The sequence below is a fragment of the Stenotrophomonas sp. 116085_Sma genome (assembly GCF_056479585.1).
Map to the genome: position 1 here is coordinate 587,167 of NZ_CM151057.1, position 15,259 is coordinate 602,425.

At 67.6% G+C, this 15,259-nt stretch carries 10 protein-coding genes; 7 read left to right on the forward strand and 3 right to left on the reverse strand.

Going from position 1 to position 15,259, the window contains the following annotated elements; genetic code table 11:
* Positions 1–119: 119 nt before the first annotated feature.
* From ACZK0Z_RS02660 to ACZK0Z_RS02680, 5 genes are all read left to right on the forward strand, one after another.
* Positions 120–797, forward strand: coding sequence for a hypothetical protein (locus ACZK0Z_RS02660; protein WP_197633009.1), 678 nt, complete (start codon positions 120–122; stop codon positions 795–797).
* A gap of 16 nt (positions 798–813) precedes the next feature.
* Positions 814–2,463, forward strand: coding sequence for a CsgG/HfaB family protein (locus ACZK0Z_RS02665; protein WP_197633010.1), 1,650 nt, complete (start codon positions 814–816; stop codon positions 2,461–2,463).
* 347 nt (positions 2,464–2,810) lie between these two features.
* The gene (locus tag ACZK0Z_RS02670; RefSeq protein WP_197633011.1) at positions 2,811–4,460 is read left to right on the forward strand and encodes a M28 family peptidase; all 1,650 of its coding nucleotides are present in this window, start codon (positions 2,811–2,813) and stop codon (positions 4,458–4,460) included.
* 165 nt (positions 4,461–4,625) lie between these two features.
* Entirely contained in the window at positions 4,626–5,885 is a 1,260-nt protein-coding gene (locus tag ACZK0Z_RS02675; RefSeq protein WP_005407896.1) for a sensor histidine kinase, read from the forward strand.
* Positions 5,875–6,645, forward strand: coding sequence for a LytR/AlgR family response regulator transcription factor (locus ACZK0Z_RS02680; RefSeq protein WP_049432371.1), 771 nt, complete (start codon positions 5,875–5,877; stop codon positions 6,643–6,645). Before ACZK0Z_RS02675 ends, ACZK0Z_RS02680 begins: the two co-directional genes overlap by 11 nt.
* A 79-nt stretch (positions 6,646–6,724) precedes the next feature.
* On the opposite strand, the gene ACZK0Z_RS02685 is transcribed toward ACZK0Z_RS02680, so the two are convergent.
* Positions 6,725–7,339, reverse strand: a complete 615-nt coding sequence (locus tag ACZK0Z_RS02685) for a hypothetical protein (protein WP_049432369.1) — start codon at positions 7,337–7,339, stop codon at positions 6,725–6,727.
* Positions 7,340–7,648: 309 nt separating this feature from the next.
* Between ACZK0Z_RS02685 and ACZK0Z_RS02690 the strand changes: the two genes are divergently transcribed.
* Positions 7,649–8,569, forward strand: a complete 921-nt coding sequence (locus tag ACZK0Z_RS02690; protein WP_197633012.1) for an oxygenase MpaB family protein — start codon at positions 7,649–7,651, stop codon at positions 8,567–8,569.
* Positions 8,570–8,809: 240 nt separating this feature from the next.
* Here the strand turns inward: ACZK0Z_RS02690 and ACZK0Z_RS02695 are convergent, their stop codons facing one another.
* Positions 8,810–10,921 (reverse strand): M13 family metallopeptidase, encoded by a 2,112-nt coding sequence (locus tag ACZK0Z_RS02695; protein WP_197620147.1) that lies wholly within the window; start codon positions 10,919–10,921, stop codon positions 8,810–8,812.
* 176 nt (positions 10,922–11,097) lie between these two features.
* Here ACZK0Z_RS02695 and ACZK0Z_RS02700 point away from each other — a divergent pair, with 176 nt between their 5' ends.
* A complete protein-coding gene (locus tag ACZK0Z_RS02700; protein ID WP_459004484.1) occupies positions 11,098–14,160 on the forward strand; it encodes a bifunctional diguanylate cyclase/phosphodiesterase in 3,063 nt (1,020 codons plus the stop codon).
* A gap of 211 nt (positions 14,161–14,371) precedes the next feature.
* Here ACZK0Z_RS02700 and ACZK0Z_RS02705 read toward each other — a convergent pair whose 3' ends face one another.
* Entirely contained in the window at positions 14,372–15,253 is an 882-nt protein-coding gene (locus ACZK0Z_RS02705) for a LysR family transcriptional regulator (RefSeq protein WP_049432352.1), read from the reverse strand.
* Positions 15,254–15,259: the final 6 nt, after the last annotated feature.

Genomic DNA, 15,259 nt, shown 5'->3' on the forward strand with positions numbered 1-15,259 from the left:
GCCGGGCATGGCCCGGCGCTACCGGCTCTGGTGGGTGCCGAGCTTGCTCGGCACTGACTCGCTGCCATCCCCGATCTCGCGTGCCGCGCTGCGGCCGTCTTTCTCATAAAGGAAATCCCATGATCCGCAATACCGCTCTTGTCGTGGCCATCGCTGCCGCCACTCTGTCGATGCCGGCCCACGCTGGCCTGGGCAAGCTGAAGGACCTGGCCGGTGCCGCCACCGGTACCTCCAGCAGCAGCGCCTCCAGCGCCGCCGCTCCGGACGAAGCCGCGCAGGAAGCGCTGGTGCGCCGTTTCGTCAGCTCGCAGTCGCACTCGCTGCAGGCCCAGACCTCGTTCGCCCGCGCCTTCGGCCTGGCCGAGCAGGTGCAGCTGCTGGAAGCCGAGCGCCAGGCGCTGTCGTCGGGTTCGGTCAGCGTCGATGCGATGAAGAAGTCGGTGTCGGTCAGCGAAGCTGCGCAGGCCGCGATCAACGAGCGCCAGGCCGCACAGCCGGAACTGAACGCTGAATCCAAGCAGCACTACGCCGAAGGCCTGGTCTCGCTGCTGGCGTCGGCTGCCGAAGCGCAGAAGCTGGGTGGCGAAGCCAGCAACTTCACCGCCGGCATGAAGAACCTGGGCGCGACCCAGATGGCCACCGTCGGCCGCAAGCTGGCCGCCGGTGCATGGGTGGCCAAGGAATCGCCGGGCTTCATCCAGGGCCTGTACGGTTCGACCAAGTCGGCCGTGACCTTTGCAAAGAAGAGCAAGGTGAAGGTGCCGTCCAACGCCGATTCGATGCTCGATTCGATCTGATCCGAGGCTAATCTCCATGCGTACGACAACCCGTTTGATCGGCCTGGGCCTGGCCGCCGCGCTGCTTGCAGCCTGCGGCAAGCAGGACACCCCGGCCGCCGCGCCTGCACCCGCCAAGGACAAGGCAACCAGTGCGCTGGCCAGCAATGCGCCAGTGGAAGCAGCGCCCCTGCGTGGCACGCCGGATTTCGGCGGCACCACCCAGGTCGCGCGTGAAGCCGACGGCATCGGCAGCACCCCGGAACTGGCGGTGCTGGCAGCGCTGCAGTCGGCCGTGGCGCAGGTCAACGGCGTACGCGTGGCCAGCCAGATGCAGAGCCTGCGTGCAGGCCTGCATGTGGATGTGGATGGCGAACACGTCGGCGATATCCGCGCCGACGCGTTCACCCAGCAGATGATCGCCGGCTCGCAGGGCGCGGTGCTGGGCTATGAAATCCTGTCGCAGGATGAAGTGCGGCAGCTGGACGAGGAAACCATCGCCCGCGTGCGCGCCAGCGATGAAGGCTGGAGCTTCAAGGGCTCGGCGTCGGCCAATGCGTCCGGCGAAGCCTCGGCCAAGAGCGGTTCGGCCTCAGCCAGCGTCAGGGAAAGCTACGACGAGAAGGTCAACGTCGATGCCAAGCGTGGCGCCAGTTCGTTCGATTCCGACGTGACCCATCGCAGCATGCGCAGCTACTGGAAGGTGCGCGTGCGCGCGCAGATCGCCCAGTACCGCGCACCGGACGAGCAGGGCAAGCCGAAGATCGTGGTCGCCCTGCCGCGCACGAAGGCCGGCAGCTACGCCGTGGGCGATGGCCGCGTGGATGCCGATGAAGTGGCCGACGCGATCCGTGCGCGCCTGTCCGACACGCTGACCCAGACCCAGCGCTTCATCGTGCTGGACCGCGAGTTCGGCGACGAACTGCAGGCCGAGATCGACCACATCAACAGCGGCAACGTGCGTCTGCAGGACACCGCGCGCGTGGGCCAGCAGCTGGCGACCGACCTGATCCTGATCCCGACCATCGAACGCTTCGAGTACCCGCGCAGCGTGCGCAACCTGCGCATGTCCGACCGCCAGGTGACCTCGTATTCCGGTGGCGGCCGCATCACCCTGCGCCTGATCAACGCCACCACCGGCCAGGTGGTGATGTCCGACAGCTTCGACCACCAGCTGGCCTCGACCGGTCCGAGCACCCTGCCGCGCGTGGTCAACGGTCGCAACATGGCGGCGGCGATGATGGAGTCGCTGTCCGGCCAGATCGGCACCACCATCGTCACCACGCTGTTCCCGGTGTCGGTGGTCTCGGTGGACGGCGACCAGGTGGTGCTGAGCCAGGGCGGCGAAACGCTGCAGGCGGGCCAGCGCTGGCAGGCCGTTCGCCTGGGCGAAGAACTGAAGGACCCGCAGACCGGTCGCTCGCTGGGCCGCAGCGAACACCCGTGCTGCACCATCCGCATCGACCGCGTGGCCGCACAGACGTCCTACGGTACCATCGAAGACGGCGTAGACGCGATGCGCGGCGGCTTCCGCCCGGGCCAGATCGAACTGCGCCAGAAGCTGGGCAGCAAGCCGGCAACGGCCGCCGCAGGCGCGACCGCCTCGGCTGCTCCCGCCGCCGCACGCCCGGCTGCCAAGCCGAAGCCCAAGCCTGCTGCAGCCCCGGCCGAAGACCCGAACTGGTAACAGGCTCAAACAACACACAGATGGGGTCAGAGCCCTTTCCCGCCGGGAAAAGGATCTGACCCCTTCGTGTTTCCGTCCGTGTCGACCAAGGTCGACACCCACCAACAGCAGCAGAAATCTGTCGAAGGCGGGGTGGGTCCGGTTGCGGGGGTGTCTGCGGCATGGATGCCGCGGCCAAGCCCCCATGGATGGGTTTACGGCGTCCCCCGCAATCGGACCCACCCCGCCATCCCACGGGATGCCGCTGTTGCTTTGGCTTTGGCTGCTGCCCTGGCATCGGCGGGTGCAGGGCGCAGCCCTGCCGAATCCCATTACACTCCAGAGGGATTTCCCTGCTGGAGAGAGCAATGAAACGAGTAGCACTGGGCCTGCTGGCCCTGTCAGTGTCGAGCGCACTGATGGCGGCCACCCCGAAATTCGACGGCGCGCGAATCTCCGCCGACGTCAAGGAACTGGCCTCCGACGCCTACGAAGGCCGCTCCCCGGCCACCGCCGGCGAAGAAAAGACCATCGCCTTCCTCAGCAAGCAGTTCGCCGATGCCGGCCTGCAGCCGGGCGGTGACCTCAAGGACGGCAAGCGCCTGTGGATCCAGGCCGTGCCGCTGCGCAAGGGCGACATCGTCGGCGCACCGCAGCTGGCGCTGCACCAGGGCGGCAAGACCGTCCCGCTGGAGCAGGGCAAGCAGATCGCCGTGCGCGCCGCCATGAACGGCGCCAGCAACGTCGACATCAGCAAGGCGCCACTGGTGTTCCTCGGCTACGGCGTGAAGGCGCCGGAGCGCAACTGGGACGACTTCAAAGGCGTGGACCTGAAGGGCAAGATCGCCGTGGTGCTGATCAACGACCCGGACTTCGAAACCGGCCAGGGTGATTTCGACGGCAAGGGCATGACCTACTACGGCCGCTGGACCTACAAGTACGAGGAAGGTGCCCGCCAGGGTGCGCTGGGCGTGCTGATCGTGCACGAGACCGCACCGGCGTCGTATGGCTGGGCCACCGTGGCCGGCTCCAACACCAACACCATGTTCGATGTGGTGCGCGACAACCCGGCGGAAAGCCACCCGCTGCTGGAAGGCTGGATCCAGCGCGACCTGGCGGTGGAGCTGTTCCGCTCGGCCGGGCAGGATTTCGAGGCGCTGAAGAAGAAGGCGCAGCAGCGCGACTTCACCCCGGTGCCGCTGACCGGCGCCAGCCTGGACGCGAAGTATGCGGTGAAGACCGAAGTGATCACCTCGCACAACGTGGCCGCGCGCCTGGAAGGCACCCGCCATCCGGACGAGACCATCATCTACAGCGCGCACTGGGACCACATCGGCGTGGGTGAGCCGGATGCGCGTGGCGACCGCATCTTCAACGGCGCACTGGACAATGCCAGCGGTACCGCTTCGCTGATCGAGCTTGCCCGTGGTTTCGCCAAGGCCAAGCGCCCCGAGCGCTCGGTCCTGTTCCTCGCGGTCACCGCCGAGGAGAAGGGCCTGCTCGGTTCGGAGTATTACGCCACGCACCCGCTGTATCCGCTGGAAAAGACCGTGGCGGTGATCAACATGGACGGCATGGCGCCGTTCGGCCCGTCGCGTGACTTCGGCATCTACGGTGCGGCGCGCTTCGAGCTGCTGGACCAGCTGAAGGACGTGGCCAAGGGCTGGGACATCCGCTACACCCCGGACCCGAAGCCGGAAGCGGGCCTGTTCTTCCGCTCCGATCACTTCCCGTTCGCCAAGCGTGGCGTGCCGGCACTGTCGTGGTCGGCCGGCCAGGACTGGGTGGACGGTGGCGTGGCCGCAGGCAAGAAGGCCTCCGAGGACTACACCGCCAAGCGTTACCACCAGCAGGGCGACGAATGGCAGCCGGACTGGGTGTTCGCCGGTGCCGCCCGCGACCTGGAAGTGCTGTACACGCTGGGCAACCAGCTGGCCAACTCGCGCAGCTGGCCGAACTGGAGCAAGGACGAATCGTTCCGCGCCGTGCGTGACGCCAGCGCCGACCAGCGCAGATAAGGGAAAGCGGGGCGCGCTGCCCCGCCATCCCCGGTAGCGCCGGGCCATGCCCGGCGTTGCACGGAAGGCTTCCATCCCCGCTTTCCGGCCCTTCGTCGCAGCCCGCTTGTTTGCCCGGCGGGCCGCCCTATGCTCGGCTCACCCCCCTTCCTCCAAGGCGCCGCCGTGTTCGCCAGCCTCTCTCTCCTGATCCGCCACCTGCTGGCCTGGGCCGCCGCGCTGGTTGTCGCCGGCATGGTCTGGAGCGGCATCTTCAGCGGCATGAACGATGGCCCGGGCTGGGTGTTCGGCCTGCTGGCGATGTTCCTGATGATTTCTGCGCTGGGCAGCGCGATCACCCATGTGCGGCGTGTCTGGCTGGTGGCCGGCCGGCTGGATTCGACCACGCTCTCGGGCCGCCAGCGCCGCCAGGTGGAACTGCCGATGGATGCCGGCCAGGCCTACGCCGTGGTGGAAGCGGCGATTGCCGAACTTCCGCGCGTGGAGGATGTGGAAAGCTCGGCCGGCAGCCTGCAGGTACGCGCCTACGTGCGCCGGGTCGATCTCTGGAATGGCCGCCAGCCCTCGCGCTGGAACCTGCCGGCGCGGCTGGCGATCAAGCGCAACAGCGTGCTGGCCACGGTCACGCCGGGGCAGGGCACCAGCACTGTCACGCTGTTGTTCGAACCGGACGCTGGCTGGTGGGCCGATCTGCTCGCGCTGGACGAGGGCAGCAACTTCGAGAACGCCGAAGCGGTCACCCGCGCGATCAGCCGCCGCGTGGCCGACCAGCGCCGCGATGAGCAGGCCGCTGCCGAACAGACCCAGGTGGAAAAGGAACTGTCGGTCGCGCGCTTGAACCTGCTGCATGCGCAGGTGGAACCGCATTTCCTCTACAACACGCTGGCCAACGCGCAGGTGCTGACCCGCACCGATCCGGCGCGCGCCGAACAGATGCTTGGCCACCTGATCCAGTACCTGCGCAGCTCGCTGCCGCAGGTGGATGAGTCGGTGTCGACGCTGGGCGTGGAGCTGGAGCGTACGCGCGCCTACCTGGAGATCCTGCGCATCCGCATGGGCGCGCGGCTGGCGGTGGAAGTGCAGGTGCCGAATGAGCTGCATGGCGTGCACCTGCCGGCGATGGCGCTGCAGACGCTGGTGGAGAACGCGATCAAGCACGGCCTGGAACCCAAGCCCGGCGGCGGCACGATCTGGATCCTGGCGCGTGGCTTCGATGACCACGTAACGGTGACCGTGGCCGACGATGGCCTCGGCTTCGGCCAGGGCACCAGTGGCACCGGCATCGGCCTGAAGAACCTGCGCGAGCGCCTGCGACTGACCTGCGGCGAGCAGGCCGGCGTGGCGATCGTTGCCAACTTCCCCAGCGGCGTGGCCGCAACCATGACCCTGCCGCAGACACACAAGGAGCGCAGCCATGCCGCTTGAAGCCCTCATTGCCGAAGACGAGGAACTGCTGCGGCAGTCACTGGTGGAACAGCTGCGCCGGTTGTGGCCGGAGCTGAAGCTGGTGGCCGAGTGCGAGGACGGTGCCAGTGCGCTGGAGCAGCTGGCCGAGAAGCAGCCGGATATTGCCTTCCTCGATATCCGCATGCCCGGCATCAGTGGCATCGAAGTTGCGCGTTCGCTGTTCGAGCTGAGCCCGCGCACCCAGGTGGTGTTTGTCACCGCCTACGACCAGTACGCCATCGACGCGTTCGAGCAGGGCGCGATGGATTACCTGCTGAAGCCGGTCAGTGACGAACGCCTGCTGGCCACGCGTGAGCGCATCCTGTCGCGGCTGCCATCGACGCGCCAGGATGACGCCGTGCTTGAACGCCTGCTGCAGCGGCTGGGTCCATCCCAGGGTGCTGCCGAACGCCCGCCGCTGGCCTGGATCACCGCCAGCAACGGCCGCGAGACGCAGTTGATCATGCTGGAGGACGTGGCCTACTTCCGCGCCGACAACAAGTACACCACCGTGGTGACGGCCGCAGGTGAGAGCCTGTTGCGCACACCGTTGCGCGAGCTGCTGGAAGTGCTCGACCCGCAGCACTTCCGCCAGATCCATCGTTCGACCATCGTCAACATGAAGGCGGTGGCGGCGGTCAGCCGCGACGATACCGGGCGTGGCGTGCTGCGGCTGCGAGGCCGCACGGAAACATTGGTGGTCAGCCAACCGTTCATGAGCCTGTTCCGCGGGATGTGATCCACGCAGGCTGCTGAAAGAACAATGCCACCGTGATCGCGCACGGTGGCATTGTGGGTCCCCCCGCTTTCCCCAAGGGTCAGTAGGCAGGCTGCAGTGTCAGGTCGTGGTGGTGCTCGTTCTCGCCCACGTGGTTGAGGCGGCCGACCAGCTCGGAGTGCTGCTTCATGCGCCCGATCTCGGTCATGATGCGGATGTCCTCGTGGCGCAGTTCGCGCTTGGCGGTGACCGCCTGCTTGTAGTCGAGCACTTCCGGGTAATGCTCGGCCAGGTCCAGTGCCTCGGCCACGTGCTCGACACTGTCGGCCTTGGAGCTGATGCGGGCGCGGCTGTTGAACGCCTTCATCCAGCGTTCGAAACCGGCAGTGCGGTCGAACATGTTGGCCATGAACCAGATCACGAACAGGATCGAGATCCATGAACCGAATACCACGACCACCCGGGTGAAGGTGATGTGGTAGTCATCGCGCCACAGGTAGTTGGTGATCAGGCCGAGGATCAGCAGCGAGGCCGCCTGCCAGCCGACGATCGAGGCGATCAGCCACTGGCACTTGGCCTGGGCCAGCACAGCCACTTCATCGCGGATCTGCTGCTCGCTGAGGCTGCGCCAGTGCGCGACCTGTTTTTCGAACGGGCTGCTGTAGAGCTCGTTGTCGCGAAGCAGTAGTCCCAAACCCTTGAACAAAGCAATCATGGCTGGCTCCTTGTGGAACGTGCGTCGATCAGCATTGGACGGTGTGGCGGGTTCAGTTCTAGCACTTCCAGCGAGCCGTGCAATGGGCGCAATGCCTAGCGGCGTAAGGGTTCTGTCTGAATGGGTGAATGTTGCTGCGCTGCAGCATCGCGGCCGCAGCCTGCGACAGGATGTCGCAGGGTGAAATGTGCTGCGGCCGCACATGAAACCGTGGCTGAGCGCGGAGACTCGCCGCCGGCGTCGTGATCGCCCAGAATCGGGGCCGACCGCGCAACGCGCGGCCGTACTCCCGCCTTTCCTGGACCTGTGATGCCGGCTCTGCTGCAGCGACTTTCCCGCCCCGTCACCGCGCCGATCCGGCGCTGGGTGCTGGAGGCTTTCCCGCGCGGCCAGAGCGGCATCGATTACGACCATCCGCTGGGCGACCCGGGCTGGTTCGGCCCGGACAGCGTCACTTGGCGGTTGCATGCCGAATTCCCCTCGATGCTGGCCGGCGGCTTGTGTGCGCTGATGTTGCAGACCTTGCACCCGCGCGCGCTGGCCGGGGTCTACGACTACTCCAATTTCCGCCAGGACCTGGTGGGTCGCCTGCGGCGCACCACAGCGTTCGTTGCAGGCACCAGCTACGCGCCCAGCGGTGAGGTGGAAGCGCTGGTGGCCAAGGTGCGTCGCATCCATGCGCGGATCCGCGGCCAGACCGCGCAGGGCGAGCCCTATGCCGCCGATGATCCGCAGCTGCTGACCTGGGTGCATGTGACCGAGGCGTTTGGTTTCCTGCAGGGCTTCCGCCGCTACGGGCGCGAGGTGCCGGCGCACATCGCCGATCGCTACTACGACGAGTACCGCCGGGTGGCCGAGGCGCTGGGCGCGGTGGATGTGCCGCGCAGTGAAGCCGAGGTGGCGGCGTACTTCTGTGCACGGCAACCGGAGTTGCGTGTGGACGAGCGCTCGCGCGAAGTGCTGGGGGTGTTGTCCGGCGTGCGCCTGCCGGTTCCGGTGCCAGGGTTGTCGCGTGAAGTATTCCTTGGCGCCGGTGCGGCGCTGCTGCCGGACTGGGCCGAGGGCATGCTGAAACGCAATGGTCGCCAGCGTGCTCAGGCACTGGCGTCTGCGAAGCTGATGCAGGGCATGGCACCGCTGTTCCGCCGCGCGCTGCCCGATGGCCTGGCCAGCCGCGCCTGCGCGCGCATGGGCGTGCCGGTGGACGTCCTGCGCGAGTGGCCCGGGTAGGTGCCGACCTGGGGCGGCACGCATTTCGCGCGGTGCCGACACCCTGGTTTTGGTAGATGCCAACCTTGGTTGGCACGCGTTTAACGCGGTGCCGCAGAAGCGCCAACCAAGGTTGGCATCTACCAGAGCGGATTCCGCGGTAGATGCGCCCCATGGGTGGATGGCGTGGATAGATGCCAACCAAGGTCGGCACCCACCAGAAAATGAAACGGGCGCCTTGCGGCGCCCGTTCCCGTTACATCACCACACCTTGACCCGCTTGTCCGGGGCCAGGTACAGCTTCTGGCCTTCCTTCACTTCGAACGCCGGGTACCAGGCGTCGATATTGCGCACGGTCAGTGCGCGGAACTGGCCTGGTGCATGCACATCGGTCAGCAGCGAATTGCGCAGCGCCTGCTCGCGGCTCTTGCTGCGCCAGGCCTGGGCGAAGCCGAGGAAGAAGCGCTGGTCCGGGGTGAAGCCTTCCAGGGTCTGCCCCGGCTTGCCCTGCAGCGACAGCTGGTAGGCGTCGTAGGCGGTGCCCAGGCCGGCCACGTCGGCGATGTTCTCGCCCAGGGTCAGCTTGCCGTTCACATGCACGCCCGGGAACGGCGCGTAGCTGCTGAACTGCGCGGCCAGCGCATCGCCAGCAGCGTTGAACTGCTTCAGGTCCTCGGCGGTCCACCAGTTGTGCAGCTTGCCGGTTTCATCGAACAGCGCACCGGCGTTGTCGAAGCCGTGGCTGATCTCATGGCCGATCACCGCGCCGATCGCACCGTAATTCACCGCGTCGTCGGCGGCACCGTCGAAGAACGGCGGCTGCAGGATCGCCGCCGGGAACACCAGGCGGTTTTCCAGCGGCACGTTCATCGCATTGATGGTCTGCGGCAGCATCGCCCACTCGCTGTGGTCGACCGGCTTGCCCAGCTTGGCGATGTTGCGCTGGTACTCGAACAGCTCGGCGCGCTGCGCATTGCCCAGCGCGTCATCGCGGCGGATCTCCAGGCCGGTGTAGTCGCGCCACTTCTCCGGGTAGCCCATGCCCACGGTCAGGCCGGCCACCTTGGCCTTGGCATGCGCCTTGGTCTGCGGCGACATCCACGACAGTGCATCGATGCGCTTGGCGAAGGCGGCGATGATGTTCTTCGCCATCTCGTCCGCGCGCTCCTTGGTCTTCGCGTCGAAGTGCTTCTCGACGTAGCGCTTGCCGATGGCTTCGCCGACGGCATGGTTGGCATCGTCCACCGCGCGCTTCCAGCGGTCGCTCTGCTGCGGCGTGCCGCTCAGCGCGGTGCCGTGGAAGGCGAAGCGGGCATCGGCGAACTTCTTCGGCAGGTAGGCGGCGGCACGGTCCAGTGCGTGGAAGGCCAGGTAGTCCTTCCAGACGTCCAGCGGCTCTGTGGCGACCAGCTTGGACAGGCCGGCCACGGCCTTGGGCTGCCACACGATGAAGTCCTGCTGGTCGCCCAGCGCGGCCGCATCAAGGAAGGCGTTCCAGTCCATGCCCGGTGCCTTGGCGTTGAAATCGGCCTGGGTCCACGGGTTGGCACCCTTGGTCACGTCGTTGGTTTCTTCCTGGGTGACGTGCGCCTGCGCGATCTTCGTTTCCAGCGCGAGGATGCGCTGCGCCTTGCCGGCCGGGTCGGCGACGCCGGCCAGCTGCAGCATCTGCGCGATGTAGGCCTGGTACTGCTTGCGCAGCTCGGCCATGCGGCCGTCACCGAGGTAGAAGTCGCGGTCGGGCATGCCAAGGCCACCCTGCACCAGGTAGGGAGCGTTGCGGTCCGGCTGCAGCATGTCCACCGACACCCACAGGCCGAACAGGCGGTCGGTGTAGAAGTTGGTGGCGTTGAGCAGGTCGACGTCGGCGCGCATGTCGCCGCCGAGGGTGCGGGCCAGGCCGGCCTTGTCGGCGATCGCATCGATGGCCTTCAGCTGCGGCTGCACCGGGGCGATGCCATGTTGCTCGATGCCGGCTTCATCCATGTAGGCGGCGTAGTAGTCGCCGATCAGCTTGTCGTCACCGCTGGCCTGTGCATTGCCGGCGGCGCCTTCGAGGATGGCGCGGGTGTCGGCAAGGGTCTTCTCGGCAATGACGTTGAAGCTGCCGAAGCGCGAACGGTCGGCCGGAATCTCGGTGTTCTTCACCCAGGTGCCGTTGGCGAAGCCGAAGAAGTCATCGCCGGCCGCGATGCTGCGGTCCATGCCGCTGGCATCGAAGCCGAAGCTGCCCAGCATCGGCTTGGCCGCAGCGGGGGCAGCCTCGGCGGGCTTGGCGGTGCCACCGGCCGGATCGGCCGGACGGTCGCAGGCAGCCAGGGACAGGCTGGCAACGATGGCCAGTGCCAGGGTGGGACGGCGCAGCTTGGACATGGACTTCTCTTGCAGCGGAAAACCCCAAGTCTAATCCGCTGCGGCCCGGCTGGCCCTCCCTGTGGCTGGCCGGTCCTGTGCAGGATCTGGCTGAACGCGCCGAAGCGATCTTCACGCCGTCACCGGGGTGGTGCATGCTGGGCCCTGGAGCCCTGCGCGGACACGGGGAGGTGGCCATGCAGGACGGGGTCAGGCGTCAAGAATGGCGTTCGCCGGCCGTTGAGGTCGGGGATGTGGAGGATTCGTTCGCGCATGAAGCCAGCCGACTGCACAAGGAAGCTCGACCGATGCCCGCGCTGAAGCGGGCGTTGGCCCGTCCGTTGCGCGCCATCACCTGGGGCGGCGTGCTGCTGGGCCTGTTGCTGGTGGCCGGATTGGCCACCATGCTGGCCAACGACCATCACCGTCGCCTGGAGGCCGCGCAGCGGCAGAGCCGGGCGCTGGCGGTGGGCAGCGAGCGCCTGCTGGCGCTGGAGCTGCGCAACCTGGAGCGGGCGATGTCCGGCATCGCCGCCGATGCCGCTGAACTGTTCCGCACCGTGCCGTCACAGGCGCCGGCACTGCTGGATGCTGCCATCGGTGGCGTGCTGCGCCGCCACGCTGAACTGCAAAGCATCGTGGTGCTGGACAGCCACGGGCGCGCGCTGACCGCCGGCCGCGGCGACCTGCAGCTGCCGCTGTGGACTGACCCGCTGCGCCGCGGGCAGGGCAGCGCGATGTACATCGGGCCGCCGCAGCGGGCCAGCGATGGCGGCTGGGTGGTGCCGCTGGCACTGCCGATGGCCGGTGAACGCTGGCTGTTGGCGCGGCTGCGCTGTGGTGAACTGCAGCGCATCGCCGGCGGCCTGGATGTGGGGCCCAACGGGCTGGTCTCGATCAGCGATGCCGAGGGTTACATGCTGGCGCGCGTGCCCGATCCGCATGGCACCGTCGGTCGCCGCTACGACCTGCCGCGGCGTGACCTGCTCGGCAAGCAGGCGGTCGTCGAGCTCGGCAGCCTGCCCGGCGTGGTCGACGGTGTGCCGCGCATCACCACCATCAGCACGCTCGACCGCAGTCCGCTGGCGGTGCAGATCGGCTTGGCCGATGAAGACGTGCTGGCGCCATGGTGGCCCTACCTGCAGGCGTCGGTGGTGATTGTGCTGGCCTACATCGCGGTGCTGCTGGTGCTGCTGTATGCGGTGCGCCGTACGACCCGCCGCCAGCAATCGATGGCCGAGGAACTGAAGGCGGGCCATGCCGAGCTGCGCCTGGCCCATCAGGTCGGCCGTGTCTGTACCTGGTACGTGGACGAGGATGCCGCGCTGCTGCGCTGGTCACCGCTGGCGCGCGAGATCTTCGGCGTGCAGACCGATGCGCTGCCGGTAGCCGACTTCTTCGCCCGCGTGCATCGTGATGATGCCGCGCGCCTGCAGCAGGCCTTTGACCAGGCCTTCGCCGGTGGTGCAGTGCTCGACCAGGTGTTTCGCCTGGTGCTGCCCGGTGGTGAAGTGCGCTGGGTGGGTGCGCGCGGGCAACGGGTGGAGGTGGCCGACAGCGAGCGCCGCGTGATCGGCGCGCTGACCGACCTGAGCGAGCGCTACCAGGCGCGCGAGCAGATGAGCGAAGTGGAACGCCGTTTCCGCCTGCTGTTCGATCGCAACCCGGCGCCATTCTGGGTGTTCGACCCGGACACGCTGCGCTTCATCGAGGTCAACGATGCCGCGGTGCGCCAGTACGGCTACAGCCGCGAGGAATTCCTGGCGATGAGCATCCTCGACATCCGCCCGCGCGAGGGCTGGGACGAGGTGAAAGGAGCGATCGCCAAGGCCCGCGTTGGTGAACTGCAGGATGCGGCGGTGCGCCTGCACCGGCGCAAGGACGGCAGCGTGTTCGAAGTGCGCGCACACTTGTCCAAACTCGATTTCGACGGACAGCCCGCGTGCCTGGTGCTGGCCGAGGATGTCAGCGAACGGTTGGCCTACGAACGCGACCTGGCCTACCAGGCACGGCACAACCCGGCCACCGGCCTGCTCAACGTACGTGCATTGACCGACCAGCTGGATGAGCAGGACGAGGGCTACACCATCGCCTTCGTGCAGCTGCGCGGCCTGCAGCTGGTGGCCGATACGCTGGGCCGCGAGATCGGCGATGCCGTGCTGCAATCGATGGCGACCCGGCTCGGTGGGTTGGGCGCGCGCTGCGGCACGCTGGCGTTCCAGCCGGCCGAGGACTTCGTGTTCGCTATCGGTGCCGAACACGATACCCAGCGCGTGCTGGACGACCTGCTGCAGATCGTGTCAGCGCCGATGCGCGGCAAGGATTCACTGCACCAGTTCGAGCCGCGCATTGGCGTGGCAGTGCACGTCGCCGGTGACGGCCACAGCGCCGAGCAGGTGATCGGCATGGCGGCGCAGGCCGCGCATGCAGCGCGTGCCGAGGGCAACGTCGTGGTCTGGTTCGACGCAGCGGTGACAACGCGGCTGGCCGACCGGCTGCGCCTGGCCGGGCGCATCCATGCGGCCATCGACAACGAGTTCCAGCTGTATTTCCAGCCGATCCGGCATGCCAGCGATGGCAGCCCTGCGGCGTTGGAGGCGCTGCTGCGCTGGCCGCAGGCTGATGGCAGCTTCATCCCGCCCAATGAGTTCATCCAGCTGTGCGAGGAGACCGGGTTGATCCTGGCACTGGGGCGCTGGGTGATCCGCGCGGCAGCGAAGGCACAGCGGCGGTTGGTCGAGGCCGGTTGGGGCGAGCTGCCGATTGCCGTCAACGTCTCGGCCGTGCAGTTCTTCAACAGCGATCTGGTGGCCGAGTTCACCCGCGCCCAGCAGGAGTTCGGGCTGGCGCGGGGTGCGCTGCATGTGGAGCTGACCGAGAGCAGCCTGATGCGCAAGCCGGCACAAGCGATGCAGACCATGCAGCGCCTGCACGAGCAGGGCATCAGCGTGTCGCTGGATGATTTCGGCACCGGCTATTCCAGCATGTCCTACCTGCAGCACCTGCCGCTGGACATCCTGAAGATCGATCGCAGCTTCGTGGCGGACGTGGAAACCAATCCGCGCAATGCCTCGATCTGCCGCGCGCTGCTGTCGCTGGGCCACAGCATGGGCCTGACCATCATCGCCGAAGGCGTGGAGACGCCGGGGCAACTGGACTGGCTGGCCGCGCACGGCTGTGACCAGGTGCAGGGCTACCTGCTGGGGCGACCGGCGCCGCTGGAACAGATCATCGATGCGCTGGACGAGGTGGCGGCCTAGGTCGCGCGCCGGACAAGGAGCCGGCGACGTGTAGTGTAGAGTCGACTGTTAGTCGACTGCTCTTGTTAGTCGACTGCTCTTGGCGTTTGGCAGAAAGACGCGCGCTACGCGCGGGAGTCGACTGACAGTCGACTCTACCGGGCCATATCCGCCGGAAACATCGGCGGATCCATGCGCCGGTAGCGCCGGGCCATACCTGGCGGACGCCCCCTTACACCCCGGCTTCCACCAGGTGATCGATGAAACTGCGCACCTTCGGTGCCAGGTGGCTGCGGCTGGTGTAGACGGCGAAGATGCCGATCGGCGCCGCCTCCCAGTCCGGCAGGATGCGCACCAGGCGGCCCTCGGCCAGTGCATCCTGCAGCAGGAAGTCCGGCTGCAGGATCACCCCCATGCCGGCGATCGCCGCTTCGCGCAGCACATCACCGTTGTTGGCGTGCAGCAGGCTGCTCACCGCCACCTTCACTTCGCCACCAGGCCCCTGCAGCGGCCAGTGGTCACCGGCGGCCCAGTAGCTGTAGCTCAGGCAGGCGTGCGCCTGCAGCTCCTGCGGTGTCTGTGGCGTGCCATGCGCGGCCAGGTACGACGGTGCGGCGCACAGGCTCACCCGCGATTCGCCCAGGCGGCGCGCGATCAGCGCCGGGCTCGGTTCGCGGGTGATGCGGATGGCGACGTCGTAGCCTTCCTCCACCATGTCCACCAGCCGATCAGACAGCGCCAGATCCAGTTCCACCTGCGGAAAGCGCTGGCGGTAGCTGGCCAGCAGTGGCCCCATCCGGGCGATGCCCCAGCTGACCGGTGCGTTGATGCGCAGGGTGCCGGAGGGCTCAAGCGCCTGCGCGCCGATGCTGGCCTCCAGCGCGTCGAACTCGGCCAGCAGGCGCACGCACTGGGCGTAGTAGGCGGCGCCGGCACTGGTTGGGCTGACCCGGCGCGTGGTGCGGTGGAGCAGGCGGGTGGACAGGCGTTTTTCCAGCGCGGCGACCTGGCGGGTGACCCCGGCGGTGGACATGTCCAGGGCCTGGGCGGCGGCGCTGAAGCCGTTGCGCTCGACCACCGCCACGAATACGCGCATCGCCTCAAGGGTGTCCATTGTTGC